General features: G+C 75.1%; 13 protein-coding genes. 2 read left to right on the top strand and 11 right to left on the bottom strand.

The window, feature by feature from the left end; all coding sequences use genetic code 11:
* Positions 1-130: 130 nt before the first annotated feature.
* Together ACIQGZ_RS08645 and ACIQGZ_RS08640 are read right to left on the bottom strand one after the other, a co-directional pair.
* The gene (locus ACIQGZ_RS08645; protein WP_402600204.1) at positions 131-1,087 is read right to left on the bottom strand and encodes an SDR family NAD(P)-dependent oxidoreductase; all 957 of its coding nucleotides are present in this window, start codon (positions 1,085-1,087) and stop codon (positions 131-133) included.
* A 234-nt stretch (positions 1,088-1,321) separates the two neighbouring features.
* The gene (locus tag ACIQGZ_RS08640) at positions 1,322-2,179 is read right to left on the bottom strand and encodes an aldo/keto reductase (RefSeq protein WP_402600727.1); all 858 of its coding nucleotides are present in this window, start codon (positions 2,177-2,179) and stop codon (positions 1,322-1,324) included.
* Positions 2,180-2,302: 123 nt separating this feature from the next.
* Between ACIQGZ_RS08640 and ACIQGZ_RS08635 the strand changes: the two genes are divergently transcribed.
* Positions 2,303-3,217: a LysR family transcriptional regulator gene (locus ACIQGZ_RS08635; RefSeq protein ID WP_402600202.1), complete on the top strand. Its 915-nt coding sequence runs from the start codon at positions 2,303-2,305 to the stop codon at positions 3,215-3,217.
* A 123-nt stretch (positions 3,218-3,340) separates the two neighbouring features.
* Here the strand turns inward: ACIQGZ_RS08635 and ACIQGZ_RS08630 are convergent, their stop codons facing one another.
* The 9 genes from ACIQGZ_RS08630 to ACIQGZ_RS08590 form a co-directional block, all read right to left on the bottom strand.
* Positions 3,341-5,335, bottom strand: coding sequence for an ABC transporter ATP-binding protein (locus ACIQGZ_RS08630; RefSeq protein WP_402600200.1), 1,995 nt, complete (start codon positions 5,333-5,335; stop codon positions 3,341-3,343).
* A 563-nt stretch (positions 5,336-5,898) separates the two neighbouring features.
* Entirely contained in the window at positions 5,899-7,257 is a 1,359-nt protein-coding gene (locus ACIQGZ_RS08625) for a hypothetical protein (protein WP_402600198.1), read from the bottom strand.
* Positions 7,258-7,519: 262 nt separating this feature from the next.
* A complete protein-coding gene (locus ACIQGZ_RS08620) occupies positions 7,520-8,272 on the bottom strand; it encodes a peptidyl-tRNA hydrolase (protein ID WP_402600196.1) in 753 nt (250 codons plus the stop codon).
* 87 nt (positions 8,273-8,359) lie between these two features.
* Positions 8,360-9,277, bottom strand: a complete 918-nt coding sequence (locus tag ACIQGZ_RS08615; RefSeq protein WP_402600194.1) for an ABC transporter permease — start codon at positions 9,275-9,277, stop codon at positions 8,360-8,362.
* The gene (locus tag ACIQGZ_RS08610) at positions 9,270-10,196 is read right to left on the bottom strand and encodes an ABC transporter permease (RefSeq protein ID WP_402600192.1); all 927 of its coding nucleotides are present in this window, start codon (positions 10,194-10,196) and stop codon (positions 9,270-9,272) included. Before ACIQGZ_RS08610 ends, ACIQGZ_RS08615 begins: the two co-directional genes overlap by 8 nt.
* A complete protein-coding gene (locus tag ACIQGZ_RS08605; protein ID WP_402600190.1) occupies positions 10,197-11,798 on the bottom strand; it encodes an ABC transporter substrate-binding protein in 1,602 nt (533 codons plus the stop codon).
* 138 nt (positions 11,799-11,936) lie between these two features.
* Complete coding sequence (locus ACIQGZ_RS08600; protein ID WP_402600188.1) at positions 11,937-13,193, bottom strand: M20/M25/M40 family metallo-hydrolase; 1,257 nt, start codon at positions 13,191-13,193, stop codon at positions 11,937-11,939.
* The gene (locus ACIQGZ_RS08595) at positions 13,186-14,013 is read right to left on the bottom strand and encodes a M55 family metallopeptidase (RefSeq protein WP_402600185.1); all 828 of its coding nucleotides are present in this window, start codon (positions 14,011-14,013) and stop codon (positions 13,186-13,188) included. The genes ACIQGZ_RS08600 and ACIQGZ_RS08595 overlap by 8 nt, the downstream gene beginning before the upstream one ends.
* 220 nt (positions 14,014-14,233) lie before the next feature.
* Positions 14,234-16,249: an N-acetylmuramoyl-L-alanine amidase gene (locus ACIQGZ_RS08590; RefSeq protein WP_402600183.1), complete on the bottom strand. Its 2,016-nt coding sequence runs from the start codon at positions 16,247-16,249 to the stop codon at positions 14,234-14,236.
* Positions 16,250-16,378: 129 nt separating this feature from the next.
* Between ACIQGZ_RS08590 and ACIQGZ_RS08585 the strand changes: the two genes are divergently transcribed.
* Positions 16,379-17,728 (top strand): C39 family peptidase, encoded by a 1,350-nt coding sequence (locus ACIQGZ_RS08585; RefSeq protein ID WP_402600181.1) that lies wholly within the window; start codon positions 16,379-16,381, stop codon positions 17,726-17,728.
* Positions 17,729-17,770: the final 42 nt, after the last annotated feature.

The raw sequence follows: 17,770 nt of genomic DNA, 5'->3' as shown, positions 1-17,770 counted from the left end.
CCCGCCCCACCGGCCTGTGCTGCGGCGGCCTGGGCGCTCCAGGCGGCCGGGCACCGGGTGTTCGAGCGGAACAGCCCGGCGCTGACCGAGGGGTCCGTCGTGAGCCGGGCCGACCGGGGTCGGACCGGCCTCAGGCGGCGGGCTCGTTGTGGCGGCGGGCCGCCCGGTCACCCAGCGTGGTGAGCCGGCCGACCAGCCGGGAGCCCAGGCTGCGGGCGGCGGCCGCGCCGGGTACGTTGCGGGTGGTGCCGCCGTCGGCCGAGGGCAGCAGCCGGGCGGCGAGGCCCAGTGCCCGGGTGGTGGTGGCCGGGGCCAGGCCGTGCAGCCGTACCGCGAGCCGGGCGGCGGGGGTGAGCACCACCTCGGGCCGCCGGTGCTCGGCCGCCCGGACGATGGCGGCGGCGGCCCGCTCGGCGTCCATGGCCAGCAGCGGCATCGACGCGGCGGCGGCGAACCAGGCGTACTCCCGCTCCGACCGGCCGGAGAACTCGGCGGCCAGGTGGGAACCGGTGCGCATCAGGCCGGGCACCGCCGTGGTCACGCTGACGCCGGTCCCGGCCAGCTCGGCCCGCAGCCCCTCGGACAGGCCGGTGACGGCGAACTTGGCCGCGTCGTACGGCAGCAGGTGCGGCGCGGCGATCCGGCCGCCGATCGAGGCGACATTGACGATCCGGCCGCTGCCCTCGGCGCGCAACCGGGGCAGGGCAGCGAGCACCAGCCGCAGCGGGGCGAAGAACATCGTCTCCATCGCGGCGCGGAAGTCCTCCTCACGCATCGCCTCCAGCGGGCCGACCTGGATCACGCCCGCGTCGTTGACCAGCACATCCAGGCTGCCGTAGCGGTCGTACGCGGCCGTGACCAGCCGCTCGGCGGCGCCGGGCGCGGTGATGTCCACGGCCAGTGCGGTGACGACGGCGCCGCGTGAACGCAGCCGGTCGGCGGCGCGGTCGAGTTCGGCCGCGTCCCGGGCGCAGATCAGCAGCCGGCAGCCCCGGTCGGCCAGTTCGCGGGCGATCAGCAGTCCGAGGCCCCGGGAGGCGCCGGTGACCAGGGCGGTGCCGCCGGTCGGGATGCGGTGCTCGGCCATGGTGTGCCTCCAAGCCGTGGTGTCCGTCCGAGCCAGGGCGTGCTGTCCGGGCCGTGGCGCACGTCCAAGCCGCGTACGTCCGGTCCGCCCGGCGCGGCGGTCCGGCTGCCGACCGGGGCGCGGCTGCCGGAAGCCATCCGCTCGGGCCCGTGCTCCGCACGCCTGCCCGGCGGCGGCGGTTTCACGCACCGGACCGGGCGGGCCGCCGCCCGCCCGGTCCGGTCGCCGCCCGGGTCAGCGGGCGTCCAGTTCCGCCAGCTCGGCGGGGTCGAGCACCAGGTCGGCGGCGGCGGCCGAGTCGCGGGCGGTCTCCGGGCGGCTGGAGCCGGGGATCGGCACGATCACCGGCGACTTGGCCAGCATCCAGGCCAGGCAGACCTGCTGCGGGCTGACGTCGTGGGCCTTGGCCACCCGGGCGAACGCCTCGTGCGTGGAGCCCAGGCCGCCGGCCTGGGAGATGCCGCCGAGCGGGCTCCACGGCAGGAAGGCGATGCCGAGCTCGTCGCACAGCTCCAGCTCCGGTTCGCTGGACCGGAAGGCCGGCGAGAACTGGTTCTGCACCGAGACCAGTCGGCCGCCCAGCACGTCATTGGCCAGCCGGATCTGCTCCGGGTCGGCGTTGGAGACGCCGGCCATCCGGATCTTGCCGGCGTCCAGCAGATCGCGCAGCGCGCCGACCGACTCCGCGTACGGGACGCTCGGGTCGGGCCGGTGGAACTGGTACAGGCCGATGGCCTCCACCCCCAGCCGGGCCAGCGACGCGTCACAGGCCCGCTTGAGGTGCTCGGGGGAGCCGTTCACCGTCCAGGAGCCGTCGCCGGGCCGCAGATGGCCGCCCTTGGTGGCGACCAGCACCTCGGAGCCCCGGGGGTGGGAGGCGAGCGCCTTGGCGATCAGCGACTCGTTGTGGCCCACCTCGTCGGCGTGCTCATGGTAGGCGTCGGCGGTGTCGACGAGGGTGACGCCCGCGTCGAGCGCTGCGTGGATGGTGGCGATCGAACGCGCTTCGTCGGGGCGTCCCTCGATGGACATCGGCATGCCGCCGAGCCCGATCGCGCTCACCTCGACGTCACCGATACGGCGGGTCTGCATGGTCTTCACGCCCTTCTCAGTGCCGGTGCGCTCCGGTCGAGCACACGTTTCCAGCCTCACGCGCGGGCGGCCGCGCGTCCAATAGAAGAAATCGAAGGCATTGATCGACTAGGCTGCACAATCATGGAGTTGCGGCATCTGGAGTACTTCGTCGCGGTCGCGGAGGAGCAGCACTTCACCCGGGCGGCACAGCGGCTGATGGTCTCCCAGTCGGGGCTGTCCGCGTCCATCCGGTCGCTGGAGCGGGAGCTGGGCGCGCCGCTCTTCATGCGCACCACGCGGAGTGTCGAACTGACCGGCGCCGGCCGCGCGCTGCTGGTGGACGCGGTCCGGGCGCTGGCCAGTGTGCGGGCCGCCCGGGAGGCGGTGGCGGCCGTGCAGGGGCTGCTGCGCGGCACGCTCTCGGTCGGCATCGAGCAGTGCGTCGCGGGGGTGGACGTGGCCGCGCTGCTGGCCCGCTTCCGCTCCGAGCACGGCGGGGTCGAGGTGCGGCTGCGGCAGGCCGGCTCCGCCGCGCTGGTGGGGGATGTGGCGGCGGGGCGGCTCGATCTGGCGTTCGTGGCGCTGTGCGGGGAGCCACCGGAGGGCGTACGGCTGCTGCCGCTGCTCCGCGAGCCGATGGTGGTGCTCTGCCAGGCCGACCACTGGCTGGCCACCGTCGAACGGGTGGGCTGCGGCAAGCTGAGCGGCGAGGTGTTCGTGGACTTCCACCCCGACTGGGGCTCCCGGGGCGTCACCGACCGGGCCTTCGCCTCGGCGGGTGCGGAGCGGCAGGTCGCCCTGGAGGTCAACGACGTCCACAGCCTGATCGACCTGGTCCGCCACGGGCTGGGCATCGCCGTCGTCCCGCTCCCGTACGCCCGCAAGGAGCAGGCGGCGAGCCTGCGGGCCGTCCCGCTGGACTGCCCCGAGCCCCGGACCTGGCAGGTCTCCGCCGCCGTCCCCGCCGACGACCGCCTCGGCCCGGCCGCCCGCGAACTCCTCGGCTACCTCACCCCGCCCCCCACCACCGCCCCGCCGATCACGGCGCACGGATGACCGCATGGCACTCACCGCCCCCCATGGCCACCGAGCCGGGAAGGACCGCCAGTCGAAGGTGGTGTCAGCCATGGCAGCGATGCTCGCACCCGCCACTGACAGTCCGCCGGTGCTCGGCGGCGCTCAGGGGTTCACGGGCTCGGCCCGGACCGGGGTGGGGTGGTACTGGTCGGCCTGGAGGTGGTACAGCTCGGCGAAGTGGCCGTCGGCGGCGAGCAGTTCGGCGTGGGTGCCCTCCTCGACCAGGCGGCCCTGGGAGAGGACGTAGATCCGGTCGGCGTGCCGGACGGAGGCCAGCCGATGGGTGATCAGGACGACGCTCTGGCCGTCGTCCGCCAGGCTGCGGATGCGTTCGAAGGTCTCGATCTCGGCCTTGGGGTCCAGCGCCGCCGTGGGCTCGTCGCAGATCAGCAGCGGCGCCGCCCGGTAGTGGGCGCGGGCCAGCCCGAGGCGCTGCCACTGTCCGCCGGACAGCTGTACGCCGCCCGAGAACTGCCGGGCGACCAGGGTGTCCCAGCCCTTGGGCAGCCCGTCCACCACGGGCCGGGCGTCGGCCTGCCGGGCGGCGTGCTCCAGCCGGGCGTCCCCGGCGGCCGGGTCGGTGGCCGGGGGCAGCGCCTCGGACCGCCCGATGGCGACGTTCACCCGGGCGGTGAACGGCCAGCGGTGGAAGTCCTGCGAGACCAGCGCCACCCGGTCGAACAACTGGGCGCGGTCCAGCTCGGTGATGTCCACGCCGTCCCAGAGGATGCGCCCGGCGGTGGGCAGGTACAGCCCGGCCAGCAGCTTGGCCAGGGTGGACTTGCCGGAACCGTTCTCCCCCACCAGCGCGACGATCTCGCCGCGCCGCAGGATCAGGCTCACCCCGTGCAGGGCGGGCTGCTCACGGTCCGGGTAGGCGAAGCCGACCTGCTCGACCCGGACCAACTGCGGCCGGGCCGCCACGTCCGCGCCGCCGACCGGGATGGCCCGGCGCTCCGCCTCCTCGTTGACCCGCTCCAGGTCCTGGAAGAACAGCGCCTGCTCGTAGAGGATGTTCACCTGCATCACCAGCGAGCCCAGGTCGGCGGTGCCGGTCCGGATGGCCAGTACGGCGGTGCCGGCGATCGCCAGCGGCATGCCGCCGCCGACCAGCAGCAGGCCCAGCACCAGGTAGGTGGCCGCGGCGGCGACCCCGGCCAGGGCGGAGGCGGTCACACCGGTGACCGCCTCGGCGCGGGCCAGCCGGGTCTGCTCGGCCTCCGCACTGGCGGCCATCCGCTCGATGTGGTCCAGGACGAAGCCGCCCGCGCCGTGCACCCGCACCTCCTGGGCGGCCTCCCGACTGGTGATCAGCTCGGAGAGCAGCCGGCGGGCACGCTCGTGCTCCAGCCAGGCCAGGAACGACCCGTACCGGCGCCGCGCGGTGCGCACCGCCGCCCAGCCCCTGGGCAGCGCGATCAGCACCAGCAGCGGCAGCAGCACCGGGTGCAGCACGGTCAGTACGCCGCCGGCCGCGACCAGGGCCAGCAGCGCGTTGAGCACGCCCACGCTGTGGCCGACCATCCGGCGGGCCGCGTCCGCGCCGAACTGGGCGGAGTCCAGCAGCCGGTGGAACTCCGCGTCCTCCACCGCCGCCAGCTCCACCCGCGCGGCCCGCCGCAGGTAGCGCACGGTGGCCAGCCGCGCCACCTTGGGCTCCAGCGAGCCGGTGGCAGCGGTGGACCAGGCCGCCAGCAGCGCCCCGAGCGCGCCCGCCGCCGCCACCCAGGCCAGCGACGGCAGGGCGGCGCGCACCCGGTCCGGGGTGGGACCGGCCGCGAACAGCTTCACCAGCACCAGGTTGGTCGCCAGCAGCCCGAAGGCCCGGGACACACCCTGACCGGTCTCCGCCACCAGTACCGCCACCAGGGCCCGCCGGTCGGCCGCCCAGGCGAGCCCGAACGACTGGAGCGCGGTACGCGGCAGGCGCCGCGCCATGGCCAGGAACGACATCCCCATCCAGGCGAACTCATGCCGCGACCAGCCGCTCTCATAGCGCAGCGGGCCGCCGAACAGCAGCTCCTCGCTGCTGCGCCCCGCGCCGTCTTTCCCGCTGGGCGTCCGCCCTCGGCCCCGCCACCGTCCTGCCATCCGCATGCCCGCCTCCCCGGCCCGCCCCACCGTCTGACGGCAGGCTAGGGGTTGCGCGTGGTAACGGCCTCATTCCCCGGCGTGACCGCCCGACCGTGCCCCCGCCGAGCGCCCCCCGACCGCCCCGGGCGCTCCCCGTACGCCCCACGACCCGGCCGCCGCGGTGACGGGGGACGTGCGGCACTTGTCGCCGTCGGCACAGGAAGCGTTGCGGCTGCGGGCGGTGGCCGCGCCTGCGGATGGCCGCACCCCCTGCGGTGCCTGCTTGCTCGGCCCGCGGGTACCTGCGGGCGTACCCGGCCCGGCCTCGCTCGCGGGTACGCGCGGGCGAGGCCGGGCCGGGTACAGGGTGCCGGGGACGGCTGGGGCGGGAGCGGGTCGACCGGCAGCGCATGACGGACGGCGCAGCTCACATGGCAGCGACGGGGCATACGGCGGCCCGCGACGCAGCGAGCGACAGATCCCAGCCGAACACCCGGTCCTGGAAGAAGCCCGCGCGAATGGTGTGCGCGGCGCGGTCCAGGCCGGCCGGGAAGTGCGGAGAGGGCTATCGCCGGCGCTTTTCCATTTTACCGGATCTGTGACCCAAAGATTATGTAGTGGACGGCCGTGACGGGGTTCGTGAACGCGGAGACGGCCTCTCCGGCCCGCAGGAACATGCCGCCGTAGCCGTAGTCGTATTTCCACTCACCGAGCTTCATCCCGGCAACGGTTCCGATGGCCCCGCCGGCGACGGTTCCGACCAGTCCGCCCGCTCCCCCGATGGGGGCGGTCCCGATCGTGCTCACCGTGCCCAGGCCGACCCATCCGACGAAGAAGCCGCCGACCCCCCAGTCCCTGATGGTCTTTTCCCTGTCGGTGAGTTCTCGGTCCTCGCCCAGCTCGGGGTCGAAAATGCGGTTGCCGGGGGAAGCCACGCCGCCGAAGGCGCCGGCGAAGGGCGGAAGCGGACTGTAGGCGGCGACCGTGCGCTGGGGAACAGCCGGGGAGCCGGCGACGACGGGCGAGGGCGACGTGAGCAGCTGCGCGCAGGCGTCACCGATCCATTGGGACACTCCGAGCGAGAAGCCGAGATAGCTTCGCTGGGTGTCGGCGATGACCGAGGAGACGTCTACCGCGCCCTGGGCCGGCTGGGACCCGCCGAGGAAGGACTTGGTGGGCTCCGGGACGGCGGCCGCTCGTACTTCCTCATCGAGGGCCTGACGCAACGCCTCGTCCTGCCAGTAGAGGCGGCCCGCCAGCGTGATCGCCGCGTTCCGTGCCGTGCTGCCGCTGGTGGACAACCTGATGAGGGCCTCGGCCTCCGTGGCCCTGCGGATGAACGGCTCCGCGTCGCCCGAAGGCCGGCGAACCGGCACCGCCGGGGCGCTGGTGCGCAGCACGCGGAGCATCGACTGATGGATGACTTTGGCGGGTACCGCGGCTGCCGTTTCGGAGAGCGCGTTGTTCACTCGCGCGACGTGCTGGTTCACCGCGTCGATGACGGTGTCGAGGTCGGTGTCGTCCGGCTCGGGCAGGGTGTGGGCGTCGGCGTCGAACTGGACCGCCGCGGCCACGGAGGCGTCCAGTTGGCCGCTGAGCCGGGTGTCGCCGAGCTGCGTGGCCTGGGCTGCCAGGTCCTTGCGCAGGGCCACGACGCCGGCGAGCAGTTCGTCGGCCTGGTCGGGGTCGTCGTCAGCGATCCTGGCCACCATGGCCAGGTCAGGGTCGGACAGTACCGGAAGGACGGGTGATGCGGACAGCACCAGCCCCACCGCATCCTCGAAGGCGATGCCGTCGGCGGGCCCTAAGTCGGTTGTCAGGGGACAGGCCAGGAGGCGCGCCCTGGTAGCGGCCTCAAGCAGGAGCTCCACCGGAGGAACGGGGTCCGTCTTACGGACGAGGACACTCTTCGAGCCGATCACGCCACCACCGGACTCCAACGCCACTATTGCATCCTTTCACGGGCCAGCGAAAGCGCGATCGTAGCCAGATATTGAGATTATGTCAATAGTCCGATCGGAATGATCTATCGCGCATGAAAAGATGTTCATTCGCTTCTCGTTTTTGCCATTTTTTGATCGATTCGGAAACATTCTGCACAGTGGGCTTTCCAGCCTCCATGCGAGGCATGACGGCTGGAAAAGGCTCGCTCACGCAGCGTTCAGGAGCCAACCTGCTGCGTTGCCGTGTTGGGGGCAGGGTGGTGCGTCACGGGCGTCGTAGGCGCGGGAGGGGGCAGTAGCGCTCGCCTCCTTCCACTGCGACAGTCAGCCCGGGGGCGATCTCGGTGAAGCCGGCGTCGCGGACCACCGGCAGGCCGCTCGCGGTCAGGCGCCGCCAGTCGGCCGGGTCGGCGGTGCGGACGGCGAGCGGGAAGCCGGCGGCGGCCCAGGCGGCGCGCTGGTCCGCCGTCAGCTCCCACCAGGCCAGCTGGGCGGCGTGCCCGGCCTGGGCCATGGTCTTGCCCGCGGTCATCTCCAGCCCGGGGTTGAGCCAGAGCACCGGTGCGCCCGGGGCCGGGGCGGGCGGCGGGGCCGGGTCGTCCAGGTCGGTGCCGGAGACCTGGAGCTTGGCCAGGTCCTTGGGCCAGCCGTCCAGCGGTACCGGCGGGTAGACCCGCACCTCGGCCGCCGTACCGGTCACGGTGATGCCGGGCAGCGCCTCGGCCCGCCGCCACTCCCCCCGCCGGGCGCGGCGGACGACCTTGCGGATGCGGGCGTCCTGCCATGCCTCGACCACCGCGGCCCATTCACCGGCGCCGGTCGCGCGCGGGTCGGCCAGCAGGGTCAGCACGGCTCGGGCGGCGGTCTGGAGCGCGTCGGTGCGGCCGGGCGGCTCCTCCTTCTCCAGGTGGACGACCAGCGGCAGTACGTACTCCGGCGCGGCGGCGGTCACGGCAGCGGCGGCGGGGCTGTCGGCAGCGGCGGGGATGTCGAGGGGCTCACTCACACGCCCCAGCATGCCAGCCCCCGCCGACACCGCCCCGGCACGCCCCGGCCCCGGGGCAGCGGCCGGCCCCGTACGCGTGGCAGGGCACCCGTCGACCGTTCAGCGGAGCCGGGGGTCCAGGGCGTCCCGTACCGCGTCCCCCAGCAGCAGGAAGCTGAGCACCGTCACCGAGAGGAAGAGCGCCGGGAAGACCAGCAGATGCGGGTGGTCGGCGTAGAAGTCCTGGGCCGTGTTCAGCTGGAGGCCCCAGGAGACGGTGGGGTACTGGAGGCCCACGCCCAGGTAGTCCAGGGTGGCCTCGCCCGCGATGACATTGCCCACGTTGAGCATCGCCACCACGAAGACCGGGGCGAAGGCGTTGGGCAGGATGTGGCGGGTCATCACCCGCAGGTGTCCGGCGCCCAGCGCCCGCGCCGCCAGTACGTAGTCCGCCTCCCGGACGGCGATCACCTGGGAGCGCATGATCCTGGTCATGGTGGTCCAGCCGAGCGCCACCAGCACCAGGGTGATCGCCCACATCCCGTGCCCGGGGAAGGCGACCAGGATCACGGTGGCGCCCAGGACGAACGGCAGTCCGAAGAAGACATCGGTGAGCCGGGAGACCACCGCGTCCACCGCGCCGCCGAAGTATCCGGCCAGGCTGCCCAGCACCACCGAGACCGCCAGCGCGAAGAGGGTCACCGCCGTGCCGACCACCAGGCTCGGCCGGGCGCCGTGCACCACCTGCGACCAGTAGTCGCAGCCCTGCACGTCGAAGCCGAAGGGGTGCCCGTCCGCCGGCCCGCGCTTGGCGCGCAGCAGGTCGCAGCGCTCGTCCGCCGCGAGCCGGGCGAAGAGCGAGGGGGCTGCGGCCATCACCCCGGCCAGCGCCAGGATCGCGGCCGAGGTCCAGAAGAGCGGCCGGCGGCGCAGCTCGTACCAGGCGTCGCCGCCGCGCCGCCGGGCCGAGTCGCCGTCGTCGGGGGGCGGTTCCGGCAGCGGCGCGGCGACCGGGTCCAGCGTGGTGGGCTCACTCATGGCGGATCCTCGGGTCCAGCACGCCGTAGAGCAGGTCGACGGCGAGGTTGACCAGCAGGAAGACCAGCACCAGGGCGGTGGTGGCGCCGACCACCACCGGGCCCTCCTTGAGCTGGATGGACTGGAACACCTGCTGGCCGACGCCGGGCAGGTTGAAGATGCCCTCGGTCACCACCGCGCCCGCCAGCAGCGAGCCGAAGTCGACGCCCAGGTAGGTGACCACCGGGATCAGCGAGTTGCGCAGGGTGTGCACCAGGACGGTCCGGGTGCGGCCGAGGCCCTTGGCGGTGGCGGTGCGGACGTAGTCGGCGTGCAGGTTCTCGATCAGCGTGGTGCGGGTGAGCCGGGCGACGTACGCGAGGCCGAAGGAGCCCAGCACCATGCCGGGCAGCAGATAGCCGACCGGCCAGCCCGCGTCGGTCCCGGCGGTGGGCAGCAGCCCCCACTCCAGCCCGATCAGCAGCTGCGCGGTGTAGCCGACGACGAACACCGGCACCGCGATCACCAGCGTGGTGCCGGCCAGTACGGCGGTGTCCACCGCCCGGCCGCGCCGCAGGCCCGCGACGACGCCCAGGGCGATGCCGAAGACCAGCTCGAACGCCCAGGCGGTGAGGGCCAGCCGCGCGGTGACCCCCCACCGGTCGCTCAGCAGGTCGGCCACCCGCTGGCCGGTGAAGGTCTGGCCCAGGTCGCCGCGGACCAGCCCCGCCAGGTACCGGCCGTACTGCACCGGCAGCGGTTCGTCCAGGTGGTAGCGGTGGTGCAGCGCCGCCAGCACCGACGGCGCGAGCGGCTTGTCGCCGGCCAGGGCCCGGACCGGGTCGCCGGGCAGCGCGAAGACCAGGGCGTAGATCAGGAAGGTGGCCCCCAGGAAGACCGGGACGGCCTGGAGCAGCCGGCGTGCGGTGTAGCGCCACATCTACGCCACGCTCACCCGGTCGAGGTGCAGCGAGCTGTAGCCGTCGACCTGTACGCCGCGCAGCCGGGCGGAGGCGGCGGAGTACGCGGTCCAGTTCCACAGCGGGGCCATCGGCAGCTCGGCCAGCGCGATGTCCTCGGCCCGCTGGTAGAGCGGGACGGAGGCGGCGAGCCCGGGGGCGGCGGCGGCCTGTTTCAGCAGGTCCAGGAAGTGCTGGTTGTGCCAGCCCATCCGGTTGCCGTCGCCCCAGAGGTACTGGAGGTAGTCCTGTGCGCTGGGGTAGTCCATCACCCAGTTGGTGCGGAACGGGCCGGTCACCTTCCGGTCGGAGAGCGCGGAGAGGTAGTCGGCGGCGGGAACCTTGCGGAAGGTGATCTGCCTGATGCCGAGGTTCTGCTTGAGTTCGTTGGCGACGGCGGTCATCCACTGCTCGTACGAGGGGTCGGCGTTGGAGAACCACAGCTCCAGCGGGCCCTTCAACCCGCCCGCCTGGTCGAACAGCCGCTTGGCCCCGGCGGGGTCGTAGCGGCACGCCGCCCCGCAGGCGTCCGCGCGGTGGCCCGGGATGCCGGGCGGCAGCAGCGAGGCCATCGGCCGGTAGGCGCCGTTGAAGACGGCGTCCACGATCGCCCGGCGGTCGATGGCCATCGAGAACGCCCTGCGCAACCGGGGGTCGGCGAAGCGGTGGTCGAAGGCCGGGAAGCCCAGGTAGTCCACGGTACCGGTGGGGGTGGCGCGCAGCCGGTCGCCGAGCAGCCGCCGGGCCCGGGGCAGGTGGGCGGGCGGGACGTTGGCCAGGAAGTCGACCCGGCCGGCCTGGAAGTCGGTCCAGGCGGTGTCCTTCCCGGCGTAGATCCGGAACTGCACCCCGGCGGCGCGGGCGGGGCGCGGACCCCGGTAGCCCGGGTACTTCCGCAGGGTGATCCGCTGGTTGTGCTGCCAGTCGCCGTCCATGGCGAAGGGCCCGTTGCCGATCGGGTGGACGTCGAACCGGGCGGGGTCGGTGAAGGCGGCCCGGGGCAGCGGGGCGAAGCCGGTGTAGGCGAGGGTCATCGGGAACGGGCTGAACGGCGCGCTGAGCCGCACGGCCAGGGTGCGGTCGTCGACCACCCGCAGTCCGGAGAGCGTCCTGGCCCGGGGGGCGGCGCCGCCCTGGGGATTGAGCGCCCGGTAGCCCTCGATGGGGGCGAAGTAGGAGTTGTTCGCCCAGCCGTTGGGGCCGTACGCGGCAGCGTTCCAGGCGTCGGCGAAGCTCTGCGCGGTGACCGGCTCGCCATTGTGGAAGGTCTGGCCCGAGCGCAGCCGGATCGTCCAGTTGCGCTGGTCGGGGGAGGTGACCGACTCGGCGGCGCGCATCACCGGGTGGCCGTCCCTGGGGTCGAGCACCACCAGGGTGTCGAAGAGGCCGTTCAGCACGTCGATGGCGTAGCTGCTGGCGGTGTTGCCGGGGGTGAGGTGGTCCGGCTCGGTGAGGGCGACGCTGTACGAACCGGCCGGCGCGGCGGCGTCCCCCTGGCTGCCGACGCCGCCGCAGCCGGTGGCGGCGAGCAGCGCGGCGAGGGCGGCGGCGCCCCGGCGGCCGGGGCGGACGGGCCTGGTCATGGAACCTCCGTGGGGTTGTCCGGCGCTGCCGCCCGCCGGCGCCGCGCGGGCGGCCTCCCCGGGGCGGCGCGCGCCGGGGCGCCGGGCGGGGTTGCCACGTCGGCAATGGATGCCCCCGGCCCTCGGCGGGCAACCCCGTCACGCCCCCAGATCCCCCCCACGGCCCCCCGCGCCGGCGCCCGCGCCCCGCTGCGCGCCGGGGGCGCGCGGCAGCGGCGCGGCCAGCACGGCGGCCAGCAGCGCGGCGCGCGGGGCGAGCCCGTCCAGCCGGATGTGCTCCCCCCGGGCGTGCGCCCCGCCGCCGGGCGGCCCGAAGCCGTCCAGGGTGGGCACCCCGGCGGCGCCCGGCCAGTTGCTGTCCCCGGCACCGCCCGCCGGTCCGCCGCCGAGCCGCAGCCCCAGGCCCGCGCCGAGCCGCCGTACGTGCGCCAGCAGCGCCCCGTCCGGGCTCGGCTGCCAGGCGGGCCGCCGGGAGAGCACCTCGGCGCTGATGCGGGCCCCCGCCCGGTACGGCGGCAGTTCGGCCAGCAGCCGCAGCGCCTCCCGCTCGGCGTCGGCCTCGGTGAAGCGCAGCCCCAGCTCCGCTTCGGCGTGCCCGGCGACGACATTGGCCCGGGTGCCGCCCGCTATCCGGCCGACGTTGACGGCGTTGCCCGGCCGGGCGCCGATCCGCTGCCGCAGCCGCAGCAGCTGGTCGGTCAGCTCGTCGATCGCGGAGACGCCGAGTGCCGCGTCCAGCCCCGCGTGGGCCTCCCGGCCGGTGACCGCCAGCCGGACCCGGGTGGAGCCGCGCCGGGCGGTCTTCAGGCCGCCGTCGGGGTGCGGCGGCTCCAGGCCGAGCGCGGCCGCCGCGCCGGCCAGCTGCTCCGCGACCAGCCGCCCGCCGTCGGGGCTGCCGACCTCCTCGTCGGCGAGGATCAGCGCCACCATCGGCAGCGCGCAGGGCATCCCCAGGTCGGCGAGCAGCGTCAGCGCCGTCTCCAGCACCACCAGGCTGCCCTTCATGTCGAACACCCCGGCGCCGGTGGCGGTGCCGTCCAGGTGCTCGCGGTAGGGCAGCTCGGCCAGGCTGCCGGCCGGCCAGACGGTGTCGTGGTGGGCGAGCAGCAGCAGATGACCCCGGGCGGCCACACCGTCCCGCCGGACCACCAGGTGGTCGCCGTGCGGGCCGGCCCGCTGCTCGACCTTGGCCCCGGCGGCCTCCAGCCCCCGGGTCAGCTCGGCCGCCAGCCGGTCCAGCCGCGCGGCGTCCCCGGACGGCGACTCCAGCGCCACCAGCTCGGCCAGCCGCCGCCGCATCCCGCCCTCCCGCTGCCGGGCGGCGGCCAGCAGCCGGGCGGCCGGCCCGGTGTGGGTGGCGGGTTCGGCGGGCTCCGGATCGTCGGCGTCAGTCAAAGCCGGGCTCCCGGGCGGCGGTGGCCAGCTGGGTGAGGGCCCGGAAGCAGCGCATGCCGTCGTACATCCGCTCGGCGGTGAAGGCCACCGCGCGCGGCCCGACCGCCTCGACCGTCGGCACGGCGGTGCAGGCGTCCGCCAGCTGGGTGGCGACGAACTCCAGCTCGAAGTGCCAGGGTCCGCGCGGTACGGCCTGCGGCCGCCCGGCGGGCCGCAGCGAGCCGGCGGCGGCCTCCCGGATCAGCCCGGCGGTGCGCACGGCCGGGAGGCAGACCGCCGCATAGCGGCTGACGCAGGTCTTGACCGCGACGGTACGGGCGTGCGGTGCCCACTCGGCCGCCTCCCGGCAGGTCAGGTCGTCGCCGGTGACCAGCACCACCGGGACGCCCGCCTCGGCCGCCAGCAGTGCGTTCAGCCGGCCCTCGGAGGCGGGTTCGCCGTTGATCCGCAGCCGCAGCAGTCCGGTGCCCAGATAGGTGTGGGCGAGCACCCCGGGCTCGCCGCTGCCGGTGTGGTAGCCGACGAAGGCCACCGCGTCGGCCTGGAGGACGCCCTCCATCATGCCCAGCGGCTTGTGCCGCCCGGAGAGCATGGCGGCCCTGGGGTCCAGCTCCTCCAGCAGGATGTTGCGCATCGTCGAGTGCGCCTCGTTGACCAGCACCTCGTCCGCCCCGGCCGCGAGGAACCCCTCGATCGCGGCATTGGTGTCCGAGGTCAGCATCCGGCGGAAGCGCTGCCACTGCTCGCTGCCGGGGGCGACGTCCTGCGGACAGGTGACGCCGGTGGCGCCCTCCATGTCCGCCGAGACCAGAATGCGCATGTGTGCTCTCCTTCTCTGCCGGACCCTCCCCCGGGGCAGTACCACATCGCGCGCCGAGTAGCGGCCCGGACCGCAGAGGTCCCCCGGCAGGGTGAAGCCGGACCGCGCGGACAGGCCGTGCCGTACCTCCGGCGGCTGCTCCGGATCGCATGTCATGCGCAGGCAACGTAGCCCGGGGACGGCGACCGCGTAAACGGCGCGCGACCGGCACCGGCCGGTCTCAGCCGGACCGCCGCGAGGAGGCCAGGTCCACGTCGTCCGCCCGGACGAAGGCGATCCGGTGGCCGAACTGGATCTGGTAGTACCAACTGCGCCCCGTCACCACCCGGTGCCCGGCCGGGTCGAAGCTCTTGGACCAGGTGTACCGGCCGCGCACCGCGCCCCCGACCGCGTACCGCTGTCCGGCGGGCAGCCGGTACGCCAGCGGCGCCACCTCCTGCACCGGCACCTCCGGCGGATAGGCGGCGGCCTCCGGATAGGCGCGGCCGTAGACCGGGATGTCGGCCAGGCCGGCGCGCGGCGTGGCCACCTCGCCCTGCGCCCACAGCGCCGTGGGGTGGTCGGCGGGGTCGTGGAACCAGGCCCGCTGCCCCAGGTACCAGATCGCCGTCCAGTCGCCCTGCCGCCCGGCGAACGCGAAGTGCTGCCCGGTGGAGGCCCGGTCGCCCATGTCGTCCACCGCGTCGGTCGCCGGGCCGGGGCCCCGGCCGATGTCGGTGACCAGCGGCGTGTCCGCGCTCGGGCCGGTGTGCAGCGTGACCGCCGAGGAGCCCTGCGGCGGGCAGGCCGTCCCCGGCCCGTCGCAGCCGGTGTAGTCGGGCCGGTTTCCGTCGTAGCGGGGCCGGATGACGACCAGGCCGCCGCCCTCGTCCGCCGTACGGTCGAAGGGGCGGCCCAGCAGCTCGAAGTAGTGCGCCCAGTCCCAGTACGGCCCGGGGTCCAGGTGCATCCCGGCGACGGCCTCGGCGGTGGGCCCGGGGACGTTGTCGTGGCCCAGGATGTGCTGGCGGTCCAGCGGGATGCCGTACCGGTCGGCGAGGTACTGCACCAGGCGGGCCGAGCTGCGGTACATCGCCTCGGTGTACCAGGCGCCGCCCCGGGCCAGGAAGCCCTCGTGCTCGATGCCGATCGAGCGGGCGTTGACGTCCCAGTTGCCCGCGTGCCAGCCGATGTCCCTGGTGCGGATGTGCTGGGCCACCCGGCCGTCGGCGGAGCGGATCGTGTAGTGCCAGCCCAGCCGGGCCGGGTCCCGTACCAGCTTGAGCGCGGTGTCCCAGTCGCCCTCGGTGTCGTGCAGCACGATGTAGTCGATCCGCTGCGAGACCGGCCGGTCGGCCAGGTCGTGGTTCCCGTGGTCCTCGGGGTCCGCCGGACTGCCGGGGGCCGGGCTGTCGGGGTCGGCTGGGCCGCCCGGCCGGGCCGGGTCGGAGAGCCGCTGGTACGGGGCGGGCTGCCAGTCGCAGGGCAGGTCGGGCGGGCAGTCGGTCACCGGGGCGTCCCGGGCCGGAGCGGCGGCCGGCGGCGGCGGGGCGGCACCGGCCGGGAGGGTGACCGCCGTGCCGTCGTCGGCGGTGCGGTGCGCGCCGCCGCGCAGCAGGCCGTACACCTCGGCGGCGAACCGGTCGGCGGTCGCCCGGTCGGCGGCGCCGGAGTAGCCCGCCACCGCGCCGTACCAGGCGGCCGGGTCGGCGCTCGCCCGGCGGTGCGCCCGCCGCTGGAGGTCGGCCAGCAGCGCGGCGCCGCCGGCGATGTTGGCGGCCGGGTCGGTGCGCAGCGCCTCGGGCGGCAGGCCGGTGAGGGCGGCGGCCCGCTCCAGGGTCCGCAGCCGGGCCGGGACGGCCGCCGGGGCGGCGGGCGCGGCGGGGGGCGTGGGCGCGGCGGTGCGGGGTCGGGCGTCGTCGCCGCGCGGGTCGCCGTCCCCGTCGCCGTCCCCGTCGCCGGCCGGCCGCTGCGGGAGGGCGGCCAGGGCGGCGGGCGCGTCGGTGAGGTGCATCGGGCCGTAGCCCGCGCCGACGCTGGGCCGCCCGGCGTGGGCGTCCCAGCGGGACTCCAGGTAGGAGACGCCGAGCAGCAGCCGCTCCGGCACCCCGTAGCGCTCGGCGGCGGCCCGGAAGGCGGCCTGACGGGAGGTCGGCGGCGCCGCGTGCGCGGGGGGCAGGGCGACGGCGGGCAGGGCGACGGCGGGCAGCAGGGCGACGGCGAGCAGGGCGGTACGGCGGAGCACGGAATCGTTCACAAGTAGTCACCTTAGCGATCCGCACGGTCACCGACCGGCGGCCGGACACGCCGCCGTGGTCGCTGGCAAGCAGGGCGGCGGCGCAGCAGAGTGAGGGACCGTCACCTCCGCCTGCCGCAGGGAGCCGCCATGGCCGCGCCGTCCCGTCGTACCGCCCTCGCCGGGGTGCTCGCCGCCGTCACCACCGCCGCCGTCACCACCGCCGCGCGGTCCGCGCGCGCCGCCGGGCCCGGGGGCGGCCGGACGGCGGAGACTGCTCCCGTGGACTACCAAGCCTGGACCCGGCGGCGCGACTGGCTCACCGGCACCCCCGCCGGAGTGCGGATCACGCCCGCCGCCCCCGACGGCGGACCGGTCGGCCTGGCCGTCGACCGGCCGGCCGGCATCGTCCCGTACACCGACCCGTACACCGGCGCCACCGCCGAGTGGGAGTACGCCACCTGGACCTCCCCCGAGTACCGCCCCGGCTTCGGCGCGAGCGAGCTGGTCACCTCCTGGAACGCCGACACTCCGCCGGGCAGCTGGATCGAGGTGGCGTTGCGGGGCCGCTACAGCACCGGCGGGACCAGCCCCTGGTACGTACTGGGGCGCTGGGCGGCCGGTGACACCGACATCCGCCGCACCTCGGTCGGCGGGCAGGCCGACCCGTACAGCGCGGTGTCCACCGACACCGTCGCGATCGGCGACCGCTCCTCCGGGGTGCGGATCACCGCCTACCGGGTCCGGGTCACCCTGCACCGCCGCCCTGGCAGCGGCGGCCCCCGGGTGCGGCGGCTCGGGGTGCTGGCCTCCGACCTGCCGGACCGCTGCACCGTGCCGGCCGGCGAGCTCGGCGGCCCGGCGGTGGAGCTGGCCGTACCCCGCTACTCGCAGGAGGTCCACCGGGGCCGGTACCCGGAGTACGACGGCGGCGGCGAGGCGTGGTGCAGCCCGGCCTCCTCGCAGATGGTGATCGAGTACTGGGGCCGCCGACCGACCCCCGCCGAGCTGGCCTGGGTCGATCCGGGCTACGCGGACCCGGCGGTCTGCCATGCGGCGCGCCGCACCTATGACCAGCTGTACGAGGGCTGCGGCAACTGGCCGTTCAACGCCGCGTACGCCGCCTGCTACGGCCTGGACGCGCTGGTCACCCGGCTGCGCTCGCTGGGCGAGGTCGAGCGGCTGATCCGGGCGGGCATCCCGGTGATCACCTCGCAGTCGTTCCTGGCCGAGGAGCTGGACGGCGCCGGATACGGCACGGCGGGGCATCTGATGGCCGTCGTCGGCTTCACCGCCAGCGGCGACGTGGTCGCCAACGACCCGGCGGCGCCTACCGACGCGGCGGTCCGCCGGGTCTATCCGAGGCGGCAGTTCGCGGACGTCTGGCTGCGCACCCGGCGCCAGGACGCCACCGGCGCGGTCCGCTCCGGCTCCGGCGGCATCGCCTACCTGTACAAACCCCGCCACCACCCCTGGCCGGACGGCCTGGGGCTGGTCTGACCCGGACGGCCGGACGCGCGGGTCTTGTCAGGCTGACCCTGA

The organism is Streptomyces sp. NPDC092296 (genome assembly GCF_044755465.1).
Classification (GTDB): domain Bacteria; phylum Actinomycetota; class Actinomycetes; order Streptomycetales; family Streptomycetaceae; genus Peterkaempfera.
This window is presented reverse-complemented; position numbering and strand designations above follow the sequence as displayed.

What these genes read in the sequence shown, in the direction of transcription:
- ACIQGZ_RS08645 (WP_402600204.1), bottom strand. Translation starts at nt 1,087, where the DNA reads ATGGCCGAGCACCGCATCCCGACCGGCGGCACCGCCCTGGTCACCGGC.
- ACIQGZ_RS08640 (WP_402600727.1), bottom strand. Translation starts at nt 2,179, where the DNA reads ATGCAGACCCGCCGTATCGGTGACGTCGAGGTGAGCGCGATCGGGCTC.
- ACIQGZ_RS08635 (WP_402600202.1), top strand. Translation starts at nt 2,303, where the DNA reads ATGGAGTTGCGGCATCTGGAGTACTTCGTCGCGGTCGCGGAGGAGCAG.
- ACIQGZ_RS08630 (WP_402600200.1), bottom strand. Translation starts at nt 5,335, where the DNA reads ATGCGGATGGCAGGACGGTGGCGGGGCCGAGGGCGGACGCCCAGCGGG.
- ACIQGZ_RS08620 (WP_402600196.1), bottom strand. Translation starts at nt 8,272, where the DNA reads ATGCTGGGGCGTGTGAGTGAGCCCCTCGACATCCCCGCCGCTGCCGAC.
- ACIQGZ_RS08615 (WP_402600194.1), bottom strand. Translation starts at nt 9,277, where the DNA reads ATGAGTGAGCCCACCACGCTGGACCCGGTCGCCGCGCCGCTGCCGGAA.
- ACIQGZ_RS08610 (WP_402600192.1), bottom strand. Translation starts at nt 10,196, where the DNA reads ATGTGGCGCTACACCGCACGCCGGCTGCTCCAGGCCGTCCCGGTCTTC.
- ACIQGZ_RS08605 (WP_402600190.1), bottom strand. Translation starts at nt 11,798, where the DNA reads ATGACCAGGCCCGTCCGCCCCGGCCGCCGGGGCGCCGCCGCCCTCGCC.
- ACIQGZ_RS08595 (WP_402600185.1), bottom strand. Translation starts at nt 14,013, where the DNA reads ATGCGCATTCTGGTCTCGGCGGACATGGAGGGCGCCACCGGCGTCACC.
- ACIQGZ_RS08585 (WP_402600181.1), top strand. Translation starts at nt 16,379, where the DNA reads ATGGCCGCGCCGTCCCGTCGTACCGCCCTCGCCGGGGTGCTCGCCGCC.